General features: G+C 72.4%; 14 protein-coding genes and 1 pseudogene. 5 read left to right on the forward strand and 10 right to left on the reverse strand.

Going from position 1 to position 15680, the window contains the following annotated elements:
• The coding region (locus C665_RS13555; RefSeq protein ID WP_004314855.1) for a PEP/pyruvate-binding domain-containing protein at nt 1-1241 on the reverse strand (1241 nt) is incomplete at its 3' end.
• Nucleotides 1242-1267: 26 nt separating this feature from the next.
• On the reverse strand, nt 1268-3196 hold the full coding sequence (locus tag C665_RS13560; RefSeq protein WP_004314858.1) for a DUF47 family protein: 1929 nt from the start codon (nt 3194-3196) through the stop codon (nt 1268-1270).
• 329 nt (nt 3197-3525) lie between these two features.
• Here C665_RS13560 and C665_RS13565 point away from each other — a divergent pair, with 329 nt between their 5' ends.
• The 4 genes from C665_RS13565 to C665_RS13580 all read left to right on the forward strand — a co-directional run bounded on the left by C665_RS13565 (nt 3526) and on the right by C665_RS13580 (nt 7615).
• Nucleotides 3526-5265 (forward strand): PHA/PHB synthase family protein, encoded by a 1740-nt coding sequence (locus tag C665_RS13565; RefSeq protein WP_004314860.1) that lies wholly within the window; start codon nt 3526-3528, stop codon nt 5263-5265.
• 77 nt (nt 5266-5342) lie between these two features.
• The gene (locus C665_RS13570; RefSeq protein ID WP_004314862.1) at nt 5343-5552 is read left to right on the forward strand and encodes a hypothetical protein; all 210 of its coding nucleotides are present in this window, start codon (nt 5343-5345) and stop codon (nt 5550-5552) included.
• A 108-nt stretch (nt 5553-5660) separates the two neighbouring features.
• Nucleotides 5661-6068 carry a hypothetical protein gene (locus C665_RS13575; RefSeq protein WP_245537174.1) on the forward strand — a complete coding sequence of 136 codons (408 nt, stop codon included), beginning with the start codon at nt 5661-5663 and terminating at the stop codon, nt 6066-6068.
• Nucleotides 6069-6097: 29 nt separating this feature from the next.
• A complete protein-coding gene (locus tag C665_RS13580; RefSeq protein ID WP_004314865.1) occupies nt 6098-7615 on the forward strand; it encodes an AarF/UbiB family protein in 1518 nt (505 codons plus the stop codon).
• A 158-nt stretch (nt 7616-7773) separates the two neighbouring features.
• Here the strand turns inward: C665_RS13580 and C665_RS13585 are convergent, their stop codons facing one another.
• The gene (locus C665_RS13585) at nt 7774-8271 is read right to left on the reverse strand and encodes a hypothetical protein (RefSeq protein WP_004314866.1); all 498 of its coding nucleotides are present in this window, start codon (nt 8269-8271) and stop codon (nt 7774-7776) included.
• Nucleotides 8268-8933, reverse strand: coding sequence for a ParA family partition ATPase (gene parA, locus C665_RS13590; RefSeq protein WP_004314867.1), 666 nt, complete (start codon nt 8931-8933; stop codon nt 8268-8270). Before parA ends, C665_RS13585 begins: the two co-directional genes overlap by 4 nt.
• A 239-nt stretch (nt 8934-9172) precedes the next feature.
• On the opposite strand from parA, the gene C665_RS13595 reads away from it, so the two are divergent.
• Entirely contained in the window at nt 9173-9712 is a 540-nt protein-coding gene (locus C665_RS13595; protein ID WP_004314868.1) for a CYTH domain-containing protein, read from the forward strand.
• A 42-nt stretch (nt 9713-9754) separates the two neighbouring features.
• Here C665_RS13595 and C665_RS13600 read toward each other — a convergent pair whose 3' ends face one another.
• The 6 genes and pseudogenes from C665_RS13600 to C665_RS13625 all read right to left on the reverse strand — a co-directional run.
• Nucleotides 9755-11968, reverse strand: coding sequence for an EAL domain-containing protein (locus tag C665_RS13600; protein ID WP_004314869.1), 2214 nt, complete (start codon nt 11966-11968; stop codon nt 9755-9757).
• Nucleotides 11969-12400: 432 nt separating this feature from the next.
• The gene (locus C665_RS13605; protein ID WP_004314870.1) at nt 12401-13042 is read right to left on the reverse strand and encodes a response regulator; all 642 of its coding nucleotides are present in this window, start codon (nt 13040-13042) and stop codon (nt 12401-12403) included.
• Nucleotides 13039-13698: a sensor histidine kinase gene (locus C665_RS13610; RefSeq protein WP_004314871.1), complete on the reverse strand. Its 660-nt coding sequence runs from the start codon at nt 13696-13698 to the stop codon at nt 13039-13041. Before C665_RS13610 ends, C665_RS13605 begins: the two co-directional genes overlap by 4 nt.
• A gap of 12 nt (nt 13699-13710) precedes the next feature.
• Nucleotides 13711-14301 (reverse strand): MCP four helix bundle domain-containing protein, encoded by a 591-nt coding sequence (locus C665_RS13615; protein WP_004314872.1) that lies wholly within the window; start codon nt 14299-14301, stop codon nt 13711-13713.
• 141 nt (nt 14302-14442) lie between these two features.
• Entirely contained in the window at nt 14443-15390 is a 948-nt protein-coding gene (locus tag C665_RS13620; RefSeq protein WP_004314873.1) for a bile acid:sodium symporter family protein, read from the reverse strand.
• A 9-nt stretch (nt 15391-15399) separates the two neighbouring features.
• Nucleotides 15400-15680 (reverse strand): annotated as a pseudogene (locus C665_RS13625) (1,4-dihydroxy-2-naphthoate octaprenyltransferase); the annotation flags it as partial.

The raw sequence follows: 15680 nt of genomic DNA on the forward strand, positions 1-15680 counted from the left end.
CTCGCCGCGCTCGCGGCGCGGCCGAGCGGCACGAGCGCGGCACCGTCGGCGCGCACGATGCGGTGCTCGGCGAGCGCGCGCACATCCAGCGCGGCGGTGCGGACACGCGCGGTTTCCGCATCGATCACGCCCTCGTCGAGCAGGTCGAGCGCGATCCGCGCCGCCGCTTGCGGCGTGCGCTTGCCGGCACGCGTCTGCAGCAGGTGGAGCACGCCCTGCTGCACGGTGAACTCGAAGTCCTGCATGTCGCCGAAGGCGCGCTCCAGGCGGGCGGTCACGTCGAGCACGGCCTGCCACACCGCGGGGGCGACCGCGGCGAGCTCGTCGTGGCCGTGCGCGCTGCGCCGGCCGCTGACCACGTCCTCGCCCTGCGCGTTGAAGAGGAAATCCACCCATGGCCGCGGCTCGCCGCTGCTCGGGTCGCGCGTGAAGCCCACGCCCGCGCCCGACAGCCCGCCGGCGTTGCCGAACACCATGCGCTGCACCGTGACCGCAGTGCCCATGTCGTCGGCCAGGCCGTGCATCGCGCGGTAGGCGCGCGCCTTGTCCGCATGCCAGGACGCGAACACCGCGGCGATGGCCTGGCGCAGCTGCTCGTGCGCATCCTGCGGGAAGGCCTCGCCGGCTTCGCGCCGGTAGGTGTCGAGGTGGCGGGCGGCGAGCTCGCGCAGCGCCGCGAAGTCGAGCACGCGCTCGTCGCCCTGGCCGCACTCGCCACACTCGCCGCGCACGGCCTCGAGGTCGGCGTCGAAATGCTGCGCGTCGATCCCGGCGACCACCTCGCCATAGCCGGCGATCAGGCGCCGGTAGGCATCCCAGGTCAGGCGTGGATGGCCGCTGACGCGCAGCAGGCCGGACAGCGTGGTCTCGGTGAGGCCGATGTCGAGCAGGGTCTCCATCATCCCCGGCATCGACACCGGCGCACCGGAGCGCACCGAAAGCAGCAGCGGATGGCGCGTGTCGCCGAGGCGCAGCCCGCTCAGGCGCTCCAGCTCGGCGAGCGCCGGCCGCCACGCGGCCTCGGCGAGCGCGCCGGGTTCGGCACACCATCCGGTACCGATCACGAAGGCCGGGGGCACCGGCAGGCCGAGCGCGGCCATGCGCGCGAGGTTCCACGCCTTGGAGCCGAGCGCCTCGGCGCTGCAATCGGCGGGCAGGGGCGCGTCGGCGTGGATCAGGCGGACGACACGACGGGCGTCGGCCGGCGCGGCGGCGGACGCCGCATCGGGATGCGCCATCATCGGACTCTCCTCGTTGTGTTGCGCGCTCATCGCCCCACCCCCGCGCGGCTGAAGACCAGCCGGCGCAGGCCGTAGCCGGTCGCCAGCAGCCAGTCGGTGGCCGACTCGAGCGCTTGGGCGAAGTCCGTGCTCAGGTTCAGCGTCGCCGCGTCGCTGACGTGCTCGGCGAGCGCGCGGCGCACGTCGCGCAGCAGCACGTCGCACTGGCGCTCGGCGTTGAGCACCCGCCACAGCGCGGCGACGAACGCCTCGTGGTCCTCGGCGCTGCTGTCCTCGCCGAATCCGCGCGCAATCTCGAGCGCGCGCACGTGGTCCTGCGCCGCACCGAGCACCGCGTCGGCGAGCAGCTGCATGGTCTGGTGCACCTCGCCGCGCCAGCCCTGGTGGTGATCGGCGGCGATCAGCGAGAGCAGGAAGGCGGCCTCCTCGAGCGCGTCGGCGACGTCGTCGGCGGTCTCCACCAGCTCGGCGAAGGCCTCCCAGCGCGGTCGCGCCTCGGCGCGCGCACGTGCGTCCATCACCAGCTGGTCGGCGCGGCGCTCCCAGTCCTTGGCGCGCTCGGAGAATTCGCGCGCCGCCTTGCGGTCGCGCTCGTGGCCGTGGGCGAGGCCGTCGCGCAGACCCTCGGCGAGCGCATGGCAGTAGGCCGCGTGTTCGGCGAGCAGGTCGAACTCGTCGTGCCGGTGCAGGTAGCGCGCGAGCAGCAGGCGGGTGTCGTCCGCGACCAGCGCGAGCGGCTGGCGCTGCTGCATCGCCGCGCTCGCCAGCGCCATGCTCTCGAGTACGAAGGCGCGGGCCTTCTCGGTGCCGAGCACGCCGTCGAGGCGGTCGCCGATGCGGAAGTACTCCGGCCCTAGCGCCTGCATCGCGCCGAACACCAGCTGCTCGCCGCCGGCGGCCAGCCAGGCCATGTGACCGACGCGCCGGCGTGCGGCCTCGGCGAGGATCGCCACCGCGTCGGTCTTGCCGACGAACTGTTCGAGCCGCTTGCGCGCGCGGTTCCAGTCGATGAGGAACACGATGCGCGTGCCGATGCCCTCCAGCACCCCGCACAGCGCCTCCTCGTCCGCACAGTCGAAGGTCGCGGTGCCGACGTAATAGGTGGCGCCGAAGTTGAGCCCGGCGCTGGTGCGCGCCTGCGGCTCGCTCCAGTTGGCGCCGACCTCGCACAGCAGCGACTGGAAGAAGGCGAAGCGGCGACGGTGGAGATCGGAGTAGGTGAGCACGACGCGCAGACCCTCGACCTGAATCACCAGCACGTGGGCGTCGTTGGTGCAGATGTCGTTCTGCAGCAGCAGGCGCGCACCGTCGCGGGTGGCGGCGGTGTCCAGCCCGGGATGATCGAGCTTGAGCGCACGGGTGGCGTTGAGCCCGCGCATGAAGGCGGCGATGCGCGAGCGATCGGTCGCATCCACCTGCCATACGTGGGCGCCGTCGATGGTCTCGCTGGAGAGCTCCGAAGCGAGCCGGTTGAGCGCCTTGTGCAGGTCCATCACCAGCAGGTGCAGGCTGTCGTCCTTGCCGCGCTTGCCGCTGGTGAGCGCGTGGAGCTGGGCCGACGACAGCGTGTCCGGCGCGAGCGCTTCGAGCCAGGCGCACCAGTGCGCACAGCGCGCGGCGAAGTCCGCATCGCCTTCGAGCGGGCGCGCCATGGTGCACAGGTCCTCGGCGAGCAGGCCGGCCAGCCGGTCGAGCCCGGCCACATGCAGCTCCTTGCCCTCGCGGTAGGCGGTGGCCGGCAGCTGCGCCAGCCAGGGCGCATCGACTCCGGCGACGGCGAACTCGCGCGCGAGGTCGAGCGCGCGGGCGTCGCCGCGCTGCGCGCAGTCGTGCGCCGCCTGCAGCACGCTGAGATAGAGCTTCAGTCGATCGTTGGCGGCCAGCGCCGCACGCACGCGCGCCGGCCTGAGCAGTTCCGCCTGTCCCAGGCTGGCGACGGCCTCGATCTTCTCCATGACATCCTCCCGGTATTCGTGAAGGATTCTGTGGGTGAAATGTGACAGTCATGTCACGATGAATCCGCACCTTGCTGCGCTGCGCAAGACACGCTTCACGAAAGCGCAATACGGCTGTCAAGCGCCGGGCGCAGATTATGTTCAACGACCAGCGCGCGATCGTCGGGCGGGGTAGCGGCCCCCTCCGCACGGGATGCGCACGGAGGCGATTTCTCATGCCAGCTTCACGACGGGGCGGCAAACGGCCGGCGACGGCCCCTTCTGCCAAGCAGCAACCGGACCGGGGCGCGCACCCGGCCCCGCCCGACTCGAACGGCCACAATGGCCGCATGGTCTCCAATGGCCGCAACGGCCTCCCCGACGGACGGGCGGTTTACCGCCACATCGCCGCGATCGGCGAGGGCCTGACCGCACGCGCCGACCCCTTCGGCATCGCCGCACCCATCCTGCATGCGCAGATGGCCTGGCTGATGCATCCGCAGGAGCTCGGCGAGCGCCTCGCCGGCCTCGGCACCGACCTCTGGCAGCTGCAGTGGCACACCTGGCGGCGCGCGCTCGGCCTGCCCAGCGCCGACCCGGTCAAGCCGCACGCCGACGATCCACGCTTCGCCGACCCCGTATGGACCGACTCGGCCACCTGGGACCTGGTGAAGGAGTGGTATCTCGCCTTCACCCACCACGTCCAGGACATGCTCTACGAGACCCCCGGGCTGTCCGGCAAGGAGCGCCGGCGCGCGGCGTTCTGGTGGCGCAAGTGGCTCAACGCGGTGGCGCCGACCAACTATCTCTGGTCCAACCCGATCGCGCTGCGACGCTTCATCGACACCCGCGGCCACAGCCTGTGGCAGGGCTGGCAGAACATGCTCGCCGACCTGCAGGCGGGCAACGTGCGCATGACGGATCCCGACGGCTTCCACGTCGGCGACAACCTCGGCACCACGCCGGGCGCGGTGATCTTCCGCAACCGCCTGCTCGAGGTCATCCACTACGCGCCCACGCAGCCGCAGGTGCATGCCGAGCCGGTGGTCATCGTCACCCCCTGGATCAACAAGTTCTACATCCTCGATCTCAACCCCAGGAAGAGCATGGTGCGCTACCTGCTCGACCAGGGTCTGGACGTCTACATCACGAGCTGGAAGAACCCCGACGCATCGATGCGCGAGGTCCGCTTCGACGACTACCTCGTCGAGGGCATCTCCGCGATCGTGCGGGTGGCGCGCGAATGCAGCGGGGCCGAGCGGGTGCACGCGGTCGGTTACTGCATCGGCGGCACCGCGCTCGCCACCTGGATGGCCTGGGCGGCGCGCCATTACGGCGAGGACGCCGTGCCGGTGCGCGACTGGACGCTGTTCACCACCCTGGTGGACTTCCACAAGCCGGGCGACATCGAGGTCTTCATCGACGAGGAGAGCGTCGCCCACCTGAGCGAACAGATGAAGGAGAAGGGCTACCTCGATGGCAAGGACATGGCCGCCTCCTTCCGCCTGCTGCGCTCGAACAGCCTGATCTGGCACTACGTGGTGCACGGCTGGCTCTATGGCGAGTCGCCCGCGCCCTTCGACGTGCTGTACTGGAACATGGACACCACGCGCATGCCCGCCGCGATGCACGCCTGGTACCTGCGCGAGCTCTACCTGAACAACCGCCTCGTCCAGCCCGACGCCCTCGTCGTCGCGGGCGAGCCGATCGACCTGCGCCGCATCCGCCAGCCGCTCTACGCGGTGGCCGCGGAAGACGACCACATCGCGCCGTGGGCGCAGACCTTCCACACCATGCACCACGTCGCCGCCGACAAGCGCTTCGTGCTGTCGAGCTCCGGCCACATCCTCGGCATCGTCAACCCGCCGGTGACGCCGCCCAGGCGCCACTACCGTGTCGCCACCGCCCATCGCGCCGACCGCGCGCCACTCTGGCGCGAGCGCGCCGCGCTGCGCGAAGGCAGCTGGTGGGAGGACTGGATGGCCTGGCTGAAGCCGCGCGCCGGCGAGCTCGTAGCCGCACGCCCCGCCGCCGACGAACGCCATCCCGCGCTGGGGGATGCACCGGGGACGTATGTGCTGGAAGCGTGAGCCGCGAGGGGTCGAGTGTGAATTGCGGGCGCAGCGCGGATTTTTTGCTTGGTTTCGATTCGACAGGAGGAAGCATCATGCAGACGCACGCTCATCTCACCGCCCCCGGCACGCCGACGGGCGACCGCCTCGGCCTCCATGCAGGCCTCGAGAGCCTCGGTGCGCAGCTCACCGCGCGCTGGCAATCGCGAACGAGGAAGCACGTCGCCGACCTGCTCGACGACGCCGACGCGCTCGCCGACTGGCATCGCAACCTGGAGCGCCTGCGCCGCGGCGAGCACGGCTGATCTCCTTGCGCGCGCCCGTGCGCACGTGCATGAGCGCGCAAGCGCAGCCTAGAATGCGGCGCTGAAGCCCCCGAGGAGCGCACCGTGAGCACCCACACCCGCAGCGCCTTGCGCGCCAGCCTGAAGCAGGAAGATGTCGCGCTCGACGAGCGTCTGCCCGAAATCGCCGGAACACGGCCCCCAACCCGCCCGGAAACCGAGGCCCCACCCCTGCCGGCAGAGCCCGCCAAGGCGAAACCCGAGAAGCGCAAGCGCGAATCCTTCGCTCTGGTCGCCAGCGACCTGCGCCGCCTCGATGCCCTGCGCAGCACGATGAAGGCCGCCGGCCGGCCGGCGCGCAAGTCCGAGCTGGTGCGCGCCGGCCTTGCGGCGCTCGCGGCCCTCGACCATGCGGAAACGATCGCTCTGCTCGATGCGCTGCCGCCGTTGAAGCGCACCGCCGCGAAGGATGATGAGAAGGCCCGGGCCGGCAAGAAGAAATCCTCGCAGCGCAAGGCTGCGGCCCGCAAGCGCTGAGCCCGGCGCGCTTCCGCAGATTCTCCGCCATGGATCCCGACCTCGGCACCGAACTGTTCGAGTCGCTCGGCCTCGACGCCCTGCTGCCCGAGTCCCTCTCCGCCTGGCGTCCGCTGCTGCTCGAGGGAATGGCCTTCTTCCTCGATCGGCTGCCGGAAGCCCGCCTCGGGGCGATCGTCGCCGAGCAGCTCGCGCTCGCCGCGAGCGTCTCCGCCGCGCGCGCCACCGCCCTGCTCGCGCGCTGTCCCACACTGCACAAGCTCGGCCAGGTCGTCGCGCGCCAGCCCGGCCTCGACGCGGAACTGCGCCGCCACCTGCAGGCGCTCGAATCCCTCCCCGCGAGCACGGACGACGGCGCCCTGCACGCCCGCATCCGCGCCGAGCTCGGCGCTGGCCACGGCCTCCACCTCGCCGACCGCGCGCTCGCCGAAGGCAGCGTGGCCGTGGTGCTGCCCTTCTCGTGGCGGCAGGACGGGCGCAGCCATGAGGGCGTGTTCAAGGCGCTCAAGCCCGGCATCGGCGAACGGCTGGCCGAGGAGCTCGCCATCCTGCCCGCGCTCGGCGACTTCCTCGAACGCCGGGGGGCGGAGTTCGGCCTGCCCGCCATCGACTACCGCAGCCACCTCGCCGCCGCCAGCCGCCTGCTCGTGCAGGAGATCCGTCTCGACCGCGAGCAGGCCAACCTGCGCGCCGCCGCGGCGCTGTTCGCCGCCGACGCCGACGTCTTCGTGCCGGCGCTGCTGCCCTGGTGCACGCCCGCGCTGACCGCGATGGAGCGCATCGACGGCCCCAAGCTCGCCGACGCCGCGCTGTCCGCGCACGAATCCCGCCGCCTCGGCCGCGCCCTCGTCGGCGGCCTGCTCGCCCGCCCCTTCTGGTCGTGCGGCGAGGACGCGCCCTTCCATGGCGACCTCCACGGCGGCAACCTGCTGCTCGCCCCCGACGGCCGCGTGGCGGTGCTCGACTGGAGCCTCACCGCGCGCCTGAGCAAGGCCGAGCGCGAGGCCCTGGTGGAAGTCGCTCTCGCCGCTCTCGCACTCGACGCATCACGCATCATGGCCGGCCTCGCCGGGCTGGGCCTGCGCGACACCCGCGCCGCCCCGATCGGCGCCACCGTCGAGCACGCGCTCGATACCCTGGTGCGCAGCGGCCGGCCGCTCGGCTTCGACTGGCTGGTCGGGCTGCTCGATGCGCTGGCGCTGCAGGGCGCGGGCGGCTTCGGCGAGCAACTCGCGGTGTTCCGCAAGAGCTGGCTGTCGCTCGCCGGCGTGCTCGGCGACCTCGGCGCCGGTCACGACACCGACCTGCCGCTGCTCGGCCTCGGCCTGCAGCGCTTCGCCGCCGAGTGGCCGGCACGCCTGCTCGCCGAGCCCGACTCGCGCGCCTTCTCCACCCACGTGTCGACCGCCGACCTGCTGCGCGCGGCCGCGGACACCTGGCCGGCCGGACTGCGCTACTGGTTGCGGCTGCTCGGATTCGCAGGCGCCGAAAATCGCGACGCGCGTCGCGCCGACGGAAAACCGACGCGGCTTCCGCAGGGCCTGTAGGAGCGACGCGAGTCGCGATACCGCGCTTGCGCAGGCGTGTGCGCAAATCCGCTGCGCTGCGACCACCGCGCTCCCGCCCGAGCCCAGGCCCGAAGTCTCCCGGGAGCCCGGTTCGCGCCTTGCGGCGCTGCTCCCTGGGCACCATCGCGGTTCCCGCGTCAGCGCCTCTTGCGCTTGCCCTTCGCCACCTTGGGCAGGGCCGCGACCAGGCGGGCGATCTCGCCGGTGTCGCGCTCGGCCAGCAGCGCGAGGCCGGCGCGCAGCAGCGCGGACTTGCTCACGAGCACACCGTGCTCGCCGAGCGCCTCGCGCAACGCCTTGATGCGCTTGTGCTCGCGCGCCGGCATCGAGAACGAATCGCGCTCGACCTTCTCGCCCTTGTCGCGGCGCCCGGCCGCGGCGGGCGCGGCAAGCTCGAGCAGCGTTGCCGTGGCACGCTTCTCCGCCGCAGCGGATCCACCCACCGTCGGCTGCAGCGCCTGCGCGGCGGTCGTCGGCGTCGCGGTGGCGGCAGGCTCCGCGGCGTCCGGCTTGCCCACACGAGGCTGCGCCGCAGCCGGCTTCGCGACCGCCCGGCTGCGCTCGGCGAGCGCGGCGTCCTCCTGCTTCAGGGTCTCGCGCAGCTTCGACTTCAGTCCGCTGCTGGTGGCGCTCATCCTCGCTCCTCGATCAACTTGACGACCGCCGCGACCAGGCGCGCCACCTCTTCCTGCGCGGGCGCGGCGGACCGCCCCAGGCCGAACACCGAGGTCCCGCGCACCGCGCCCAGCGCATAGGCGCTGCGCTGCGACAGCGCGGCGTCGAGCACCGGCAGGGTGAAGTCGCGCAGCACCTCGAGTACGTCCGCCGACAGCGCGGTGCGCGTCACGCGGTTGGGCAGCAGCGCGCCGCGCAGGCCGGGGCGGCTGCGCTTGCGCTCGAGGATCAGGCGCTCGATGCCGCGCGTCGCCCACAGGTCGGTCGGGCCCGGCACCACCGGCACCAGGGCGATGTCGCACAGCGCGAGCGCGCTCATCGTGTGCGCATGCTCGATCGACGGCGGGCAGTCCATGACCACCACATCGACCTTGTTGGCAACCGGTCTCAAGGTCTTGCCCATCTCGTCGGCACTGCCGGACAGGCGCACCACGCGGGCGGGGAAGGGTGCATCGGCGGGCGCGGACTCGGCCCAGCGCGAGGCGCTCTCCTGCGGATCGAGGTCGGCCAGCGCGACGCGGTAGCCCTCGAGGGCGAGGCCGGCGGCGAGCTGCATGGCGACCGTGGTCTTGCCCGAGCCGCCCTTCTGGGAAATCAATGCGATCAGGGTGGGTGCGCTCATGGTCCATCCCGTGGAGGTGATGGCCGACAGTCTAGCCAATCGGCCGCCCGCCGTGGCCCGCCAGAGGCGTCCCGTGACCGCGCGGTGGGAGCCGGCGTCCGGTCATGCGACCGCCCTGGGCCGCAACAACGTCCTGCACGGGAAGGTCCGCAATCGAGGCCCCGAGAAATATTGCACCGCAACAATCACGCCGCAATCCTTTGCTACAATTCGAACCTTCTGCAACAGGGTTTCCAGCCATGGCGCAAGAGATCGAGCGCAGGTTCCTCGTCCGCGACGTCCGGATCCTCGACGGACGCAGAGGCGAGCCCATCATCCAGGGCTACCTCGCCAAGGAGGTCGGCTCCATGTCGACGCGAGTCCGCATCCGCGGCGAGCGCGCCTTCCTGACGCTGAAGTCGCCCAAGCAGGGCTTCAGCCGCGACGAATTCGAGTACCCGATCCCGGTGGACGACGCCCACCAGATGATCGTGCGGCACTGCGCCGGACGGGTGGTGCGCAAGACGCGCTACCTGGTCGACCACGCCCACCACGTGTTCGAGGTCGATGTCTTCCAGGGCCATCACGCCGGCCTCGTGGTCGCCGAGGTCGAACTGCCGCACGAGGAAACCCCGCTCTGCCTGCCGCACTGGATCGGCGACGAGATCACCCACGACTCGCAGTACGGCAACTTCACCCTCGCCGAACAGGCCGCCCTGCTCCACGGTACGCCGCACCGCACGCACGCGGCGCCCACCCCGGTCGTCGTCGCCCCCCGCAGCCTGCCTGCAGCGCACTGAACCGGCGGCCGCAGCCGCGTTCCGACGCAAGCCGGCGCCCCCTCACGCCGCCGCGGCGCTCGGCACCAACCCGCCCGCATGCTGCCCGGCGAGCCAGGCGCTTGCCGCCTTCGCCTCGAGCGGGCGCGCGCACAGATAGCCCTGGATCTCCTGGCAGCCGAGCTCCCCGAGCGCCGCCTGCTGTTCGGCATGCTCCACGCCCTCGGCCACGGTGCGCAGGCCCACGCTGTGCGCCATGCGCAGGATCGCCTCGACGATGGCCGCGTCCTGGCGGTTGGTGGCGAGCTCGGCGACGAAGCTGCGGTCGATCTTGAGTGCCGAGATCGGCAGCCGGCGCAGCAGGGTCAGCGAGGAGTAGCCCACGCCGAAATCGTCGATCGCGATCGAGGCGCCCATGCGGCGCAGCGCCTGCAACAGGCCGTTGGCGGCCGGTCCGTCGGCGGTGAGCGCGCTCTCGGTGAGCTCGATCTCCAGCCGGCGCGCGGCGACGCCGTGGCGGTCGAGGATCTCCACGATGCGCTCGACCAGCTCCGGACGCAGCTGCGCCGGGGACACATTCACCGCGATGCGCGGCACCTCCAGCCCGGCCCGGTCCCAGGCCGCGAGTTGCGCCAGCGCGAGTTCCAGGACCGCGAGACCGAGCTCCCAGATCAGCCCGCAGTCCTCGGCGAGCGGCACGAAGCGGCCGGGTGCGAGCAGGCCGAGGCGCGGATGGCGCCAGCGCACCAGCGCCTCCATGCCGGCAAGCCGGCCGTCTTCGAGGCACAGCTGCGGCTGGTAGTGCAGCTCGAGCTGGCCGGCGGCGATGGCGGCGCGCAGCTCCGACTCGACGGTCATGCGCTCGACCGCGCGCGCGTTCATCTGCTCGGAGAAGAGCTGGTGGCGGTTCCCGCCCGACTCCTTGGCGTGGTACATCGCCAGGTCGGCGTGGCGCAGCAGCGACTCCTCGTCGTGGGCCTGGAACGGGTACACCGCCACGCCCACGCTGCCGCCCACGCGCAGGGCATGCCCGCGCACCTCCAGCGGCCGGGTGATGACGTCCACGATCTTGGCCGCCACCGCCTCCGCATCCGCGACCTGCCAGAGATCGCCGAGCACGATCGCGAACTCGTCGCCGCCGAGGCGGGCGACGGTGTCGCACTCGCGCACCGCCCGGCTCAGGCGCAGCGCCATCTCCTGCAACAGGGCGTCGCCGAGGTCGTGGCCGAGCGTGTCGTTGATCCACTTGAAGCGATCGAGATCGAGGAAGAGCACAGCGAGCAGGTTACCGCTGCGCTGCGCGGCCCGTACCCCCTGGTGCAGCCGGTCCATCAACGCGGCGCGGTTGGGCAGCCCGGTAAGCGCATCGCGGGTGGCGAGTTGCATGATGCGCGCCTCGGCCTCGTGGCGGCGGGCGACCTCCTCCTCGAGCTCGCCCACACGCTGGCGCAGCTCGAGCTCGTCGGTGACGCTGCGCGCCAGCACCGCCAGCGCCTCGCGCGCCGTCGCACCCAGGCGGCGCGGCCGGGAGTCGATCACGCACAGCGTCCCCACCACCTCGCCGCCCGGCATCACCAGCGGCATGCCGGCATAAAAGCGGATCCCCGGGTCGCCGCGCACCAGCGGGTTGTCGGCGAAGCGCGGGTCCAGGGTGGCGTCCTCGACCTCGAAGAGGCCGTCACCCAGCAGCGCATGGGCGCAGAAACTCACCGAACGCGAGGTCGTCTGCACTTCGACGCCCACGCGCGCCTTGAACCACTGGCGGTGGGTGTCCACCAGGCTGATCACCCCGACCGGCGCCTCCGCGATGCGTGCGGCGAGGCGGGCGATCGCGTCCAGCGCGGGCTCGGCCCGGGTATCGAGCACCTGCAGCTGCTGCAGCCGGCGACGGCGGCGCAGCTCGTCGAGCGGCAGCGGCGGCATCCAGCTCGCGAGCTGGGCGAGCAGCACGCTGGGGTCGCCGGCCTTGTCCAGGAAGGCATCCGCGCCGGCGTCGAGACACAGCGCCTCCCAGGGGTCGGCAGGCCGGCTGCTCAGCACCAGCACACGCGGCGCCAGGCCCGGGGTGGCGCGCAGCCGGCGCAGCACGCCAAGGCCGCTGCCCTGGGAGAGCGAGAGGTCGAGCAGCACGGTGTCGGGGCGCTGCGCCGCGATCAGCGCGACGGCCGCGTCCTCGCCGGCCGCGCTGCCGAGCACGCTCAGCTCGGGATGGTCGGCAAAGAGGCGGATCAGGTTGTCCCGCAGGAGCGGGGAATCTTCGACGATGACGATGCGCATGATGGCGGTTCCACGGAGGGATCGGACGTCATCCATGTTCCGCGTCCGCGCCGCTCGCCCCCAGCGGCGCCTCGCCGATGCAGGGGTCGGCGGCCCGCCGATCATGCTGTAGGGCGAACACCTACAACATCGGCAGCGGGGCACCGCAGCCTCACCCGACGACACCGCAGCCTGCACGCCGCAGGCGGCGGGGCGGGACTTGCGGTCGCCAACTTCAGGAGCGCCGAGGCGGAGGGCGTCGCGGGGGAGACAAGGCGACGCATGTCCGAGGAGCGCAGCGACGAGTTTGCGTCGCCGCCCCCGCGACGTGCTCCGCCGAGGGCAGCCCGGCGCGAAAGCGACGGGCCGCGAGTGCAGGCGGCGACCGCAAGTCCCGCCCCACCGCCGGTTCGCTCGCGACACCTCGCCCGAAAAACCTCCCCCCGCGCGCCCTCAGCCCCCCCGATCCACCAGCCCGTGCTCGGAACAGTAGCGCGCCATCTCCGCCGTATTGGCGAGTCCGGTCTTGTCGATGATGCGGCTGCGGTAGGTGCCCACCGTCTTCACCGACAGATGCATGATCTCGGCGATCTCGCTCGCGCCGTGCCCGGCGGCGATCAGCAGCAGCACGCGGTATTCCTGCGCCGACAGCGTTTCGTGCGGCGCACGCGCCGGCGCCTCGCCCGAGAGCAGATCGGCGAGGCGGGCGGCGAGGTCGGAGCTGATGTAGCGCTGGCCGCCGCGCACGCGCTCGATCGCGGCGACCAGCTCGGTAGTCGCGTGCTCCTTGGTCAGGTAGCCGGCGGCACCGAGCTGCAGCGCACGCGCCGCATAAGCCGCCTCGTCGTGCATGCTCAGCACCAGCAGCCGGGTGTGCGGTGCGGCACGGTGCAGCCGCACGAGCCCCTCCAGCCCGCTGGTGTCGGGCATCGACAGGTCGAGCACGGCGAGCTCCCATTCCGCCGCCCGCACCTGTTCGAGCGCCTGCGCCAGGCAGGAGGCCTCGCCGATCACGGCGTCGGGCCAGCGTTGGGTCACGAGCTGGCGCACGCCGAAGCGCATCACCGGATGATCGTCGACGATCAACAGCTTCATCCTCCTCCCCCCCCGGTCGCGATCAGCGGCACCCTCGCCTCGATCCTCACCCCGCCCCCGGCGCCGGAGCCGACGTGCAGCTCGCCGCCGGCGAGCGCCGCGCGCTCGCGCATGCTCAGCAGCCCGAGCGAGGAGCGCGCCTGCGGCGCCATGCCGACGCCGTCGTCCTCGACCGCCAGGCGATACTCGCCGTCGACCGCCACGCCCTCGACCCGCACCCGGCGGGCCTGCGCGTGGCGGGCGACGTTGGTGAGCGCCTCCTGGGCGATGCGGTAGAGCTGATTGGCCTGGTCGGCGCTCAGCTGCCCGGCATCGACGAGCGCGACCTCGCAGGCCAGGCCGGTGCGCTCGGCGAACTGGCGGCCGGCGAGGCCGAGCGCCGCCTCCAGGCCAAGGTCGTCGAGCAGCGGCGGGCGCAGCGCCGCCGAGATCCGCCGCACGGTGGCGATGCCCTCGCCGAGCACGGCCTCGATCTGCGGCCAGTCCTGCTCCCGTCCGGGCGCGCCCTGGAGGGCGCGGTGCACCATCATCTTGAGCGCGGTAAGCAGCTGCCCGAGCTGGTCATGCACCTCGCGCGCGAGCCGCCTGCGCTCGTCCTCGATGCTGCGGTCGAGGCCGTGCACGAACGCCTCGATCTCGCCGAGCGCCCTCTGCAACTCGACGGTGCGCTACGCGACCGTGTCCTCCAGGCGGGCGTTCGCGGCGAGCAGCGCCGCCTCCGCATCGACGCGCCGGCGCCGCTCGCGCTGCAGCAGCCCCCAGGCGGCGAGAATCAGCGCGCCACCGATTGCCGGCAGCAGCACGTTGAGAAGCAGCGCGTGCGCCCGCAGTGCCGACAAGCTGCGATCGCGCGCCTCGATCTCGGCGCGCAGCATGGCCTCGATGCCGGCAAAGCGCGCGCGGATGCGATCCATGGTGTCGCGGCCCTCGTCGAGGCGCTGCTTCCACGGCGAATTTTCTTCCGCGTAGGCGCGGCGGTCGGCGATGTTGCGTTCGGCGAGCGCGACGCGATGCTCGACGAGGGTCCACAGGGTCTCGAGGCGGGCCTGCGGCAGGTCGTCGAGCGTCCGGCGCAGCGCCTCGGCGGCCAGCAGCAGCCCGTTGCGCGAGCGCGAGCGCGCATCGGTGACCGCTTCGAGTTCGCGCAGGCTGGCGTGGCTGGACCAGGCCAGCGCGACAAAAAGCGCCAGGCCGAACAGGATCAACAGGGTTGCGGCAAGCACGCCGGTCGGCTTGCGGGGCAGATCGCTCGTCGACATCGAGGGCCGGTCGGGGCGGCGGATCTCAGCCGCCGGTCATCAACTGCCCGATGTTAGCGGAATACGGCGTGCAGATGCACGCGCCCCGATCGAGGCCGTATCGCACGCCGCAGAGCCGGCGCCGGCGCGGAACGTGGGTGTTCAACGCCGCGGCGGCGTGGCGCGAGAGCCCGTCGGAGGCCCCGGGGGCAGCCGCAGGACTCGTTTGGCGTCGTGCGCGAGCGCGCCCTCGCGCCGGCGCGCCACGAACACCAGGCCGAGCGCGCCGAAGTTCATCGTCAGCGCATACACCACCGCGCCGACGGCGAGCTCGGGCTGACGCAGCAGCACGATGGCGACGAAGATCGCCAGCCCCGCGTTCTGCAGCCCGCACTCCATCGCCACCGCGACCGCGTCCCGACGCTCGGCGCCCGCCAGCATCACCAGGCCGTAGCCCAGGCCCATGACGACGAAGTTGAGCACCAGGGTCGCCGGTCCCACCGACAGCAGGTTGGCGAGGATGGTGTGCCGATGCGACACGAAGGTGGCGACCACGATGGCGGCGAAGAACAGCGTGGCGACGCGGGCGACGAGCGGCTCGGCGCGCGCCGTGAGCGCGGGCGCCCGGCGCCGCAGCAGCATCCCGGCGACGATCGGCACTGTCGTCACCACCAGCACGCTGCCGATCAGGCGGCCGACCGGCAGCGCGGCCAGCACGCTGCCGTCCGCACCGAAGACGCCCTCGCCGAATGCGGCGAGCACCGCCTTGACCAGCAGCGGGAAGGTCAGCAGCGCGGCCAGGCTGCTGATCACGGTAAGGCTCAAGGACAGCGCCGCGTTGGCGCGCGCGAGGTGGGTCAGGAAGCCCGAGCTCGCCCCGCCCGGGCAGGCCGCCAGCACCATCAGGCCCATGCCGAGGAGCACCGGCAGGTCGAAGGCCAGCACCACCGCGAGCGCGGCCAGCGGCACCAGCACGAGCTGGCCGAGGAGGCCGATCAGCAGCGCGCGCGGGCGTGCGAACACGCGGTGGAAATCCGCCCCCTGCAGCGCCAGCCCGACCGAGAACATGATGAAGGCGAGGGCGGCGGGGAGCAGGACGTCGATGCTCATCGGTGCGATCTACAGGCTGGAGACGAAGACGATGCCGGCCGCGGCGAGCAAGCCGGTGCGCGTACCGGCACGCGCGGTGTCGACCAGCAGGGCGTTGAGCGCCGGCCCGCCCTCGGCACGACCGAAGCGCCACACCAGCGGCGCCAGCGCGGGCGCGCCGACGAGGCCGAGGATCGCGCCCGGCGCGCCGCTCGCGGCGATCAGGATCAGCGTCGGGATGGGCAGCAGCACCAGCAGCGCGAAGGCGCGGCGCGCGCCCTCGGCGCCGAGCAGCGCGGCGAGCGTGCGAC

The sequence above is a fragment of the Thauera aminoaromatica S2 genome, assembly GCF_000310185.1.
In the GTDB taxonomy this organism is placed as follows: Bacteria; Pseudomonadota; Gammaproteobacteria; order Burkholderiales; family Rhodocyclaceae; genus Thauera; species Thauera aminoaromatica.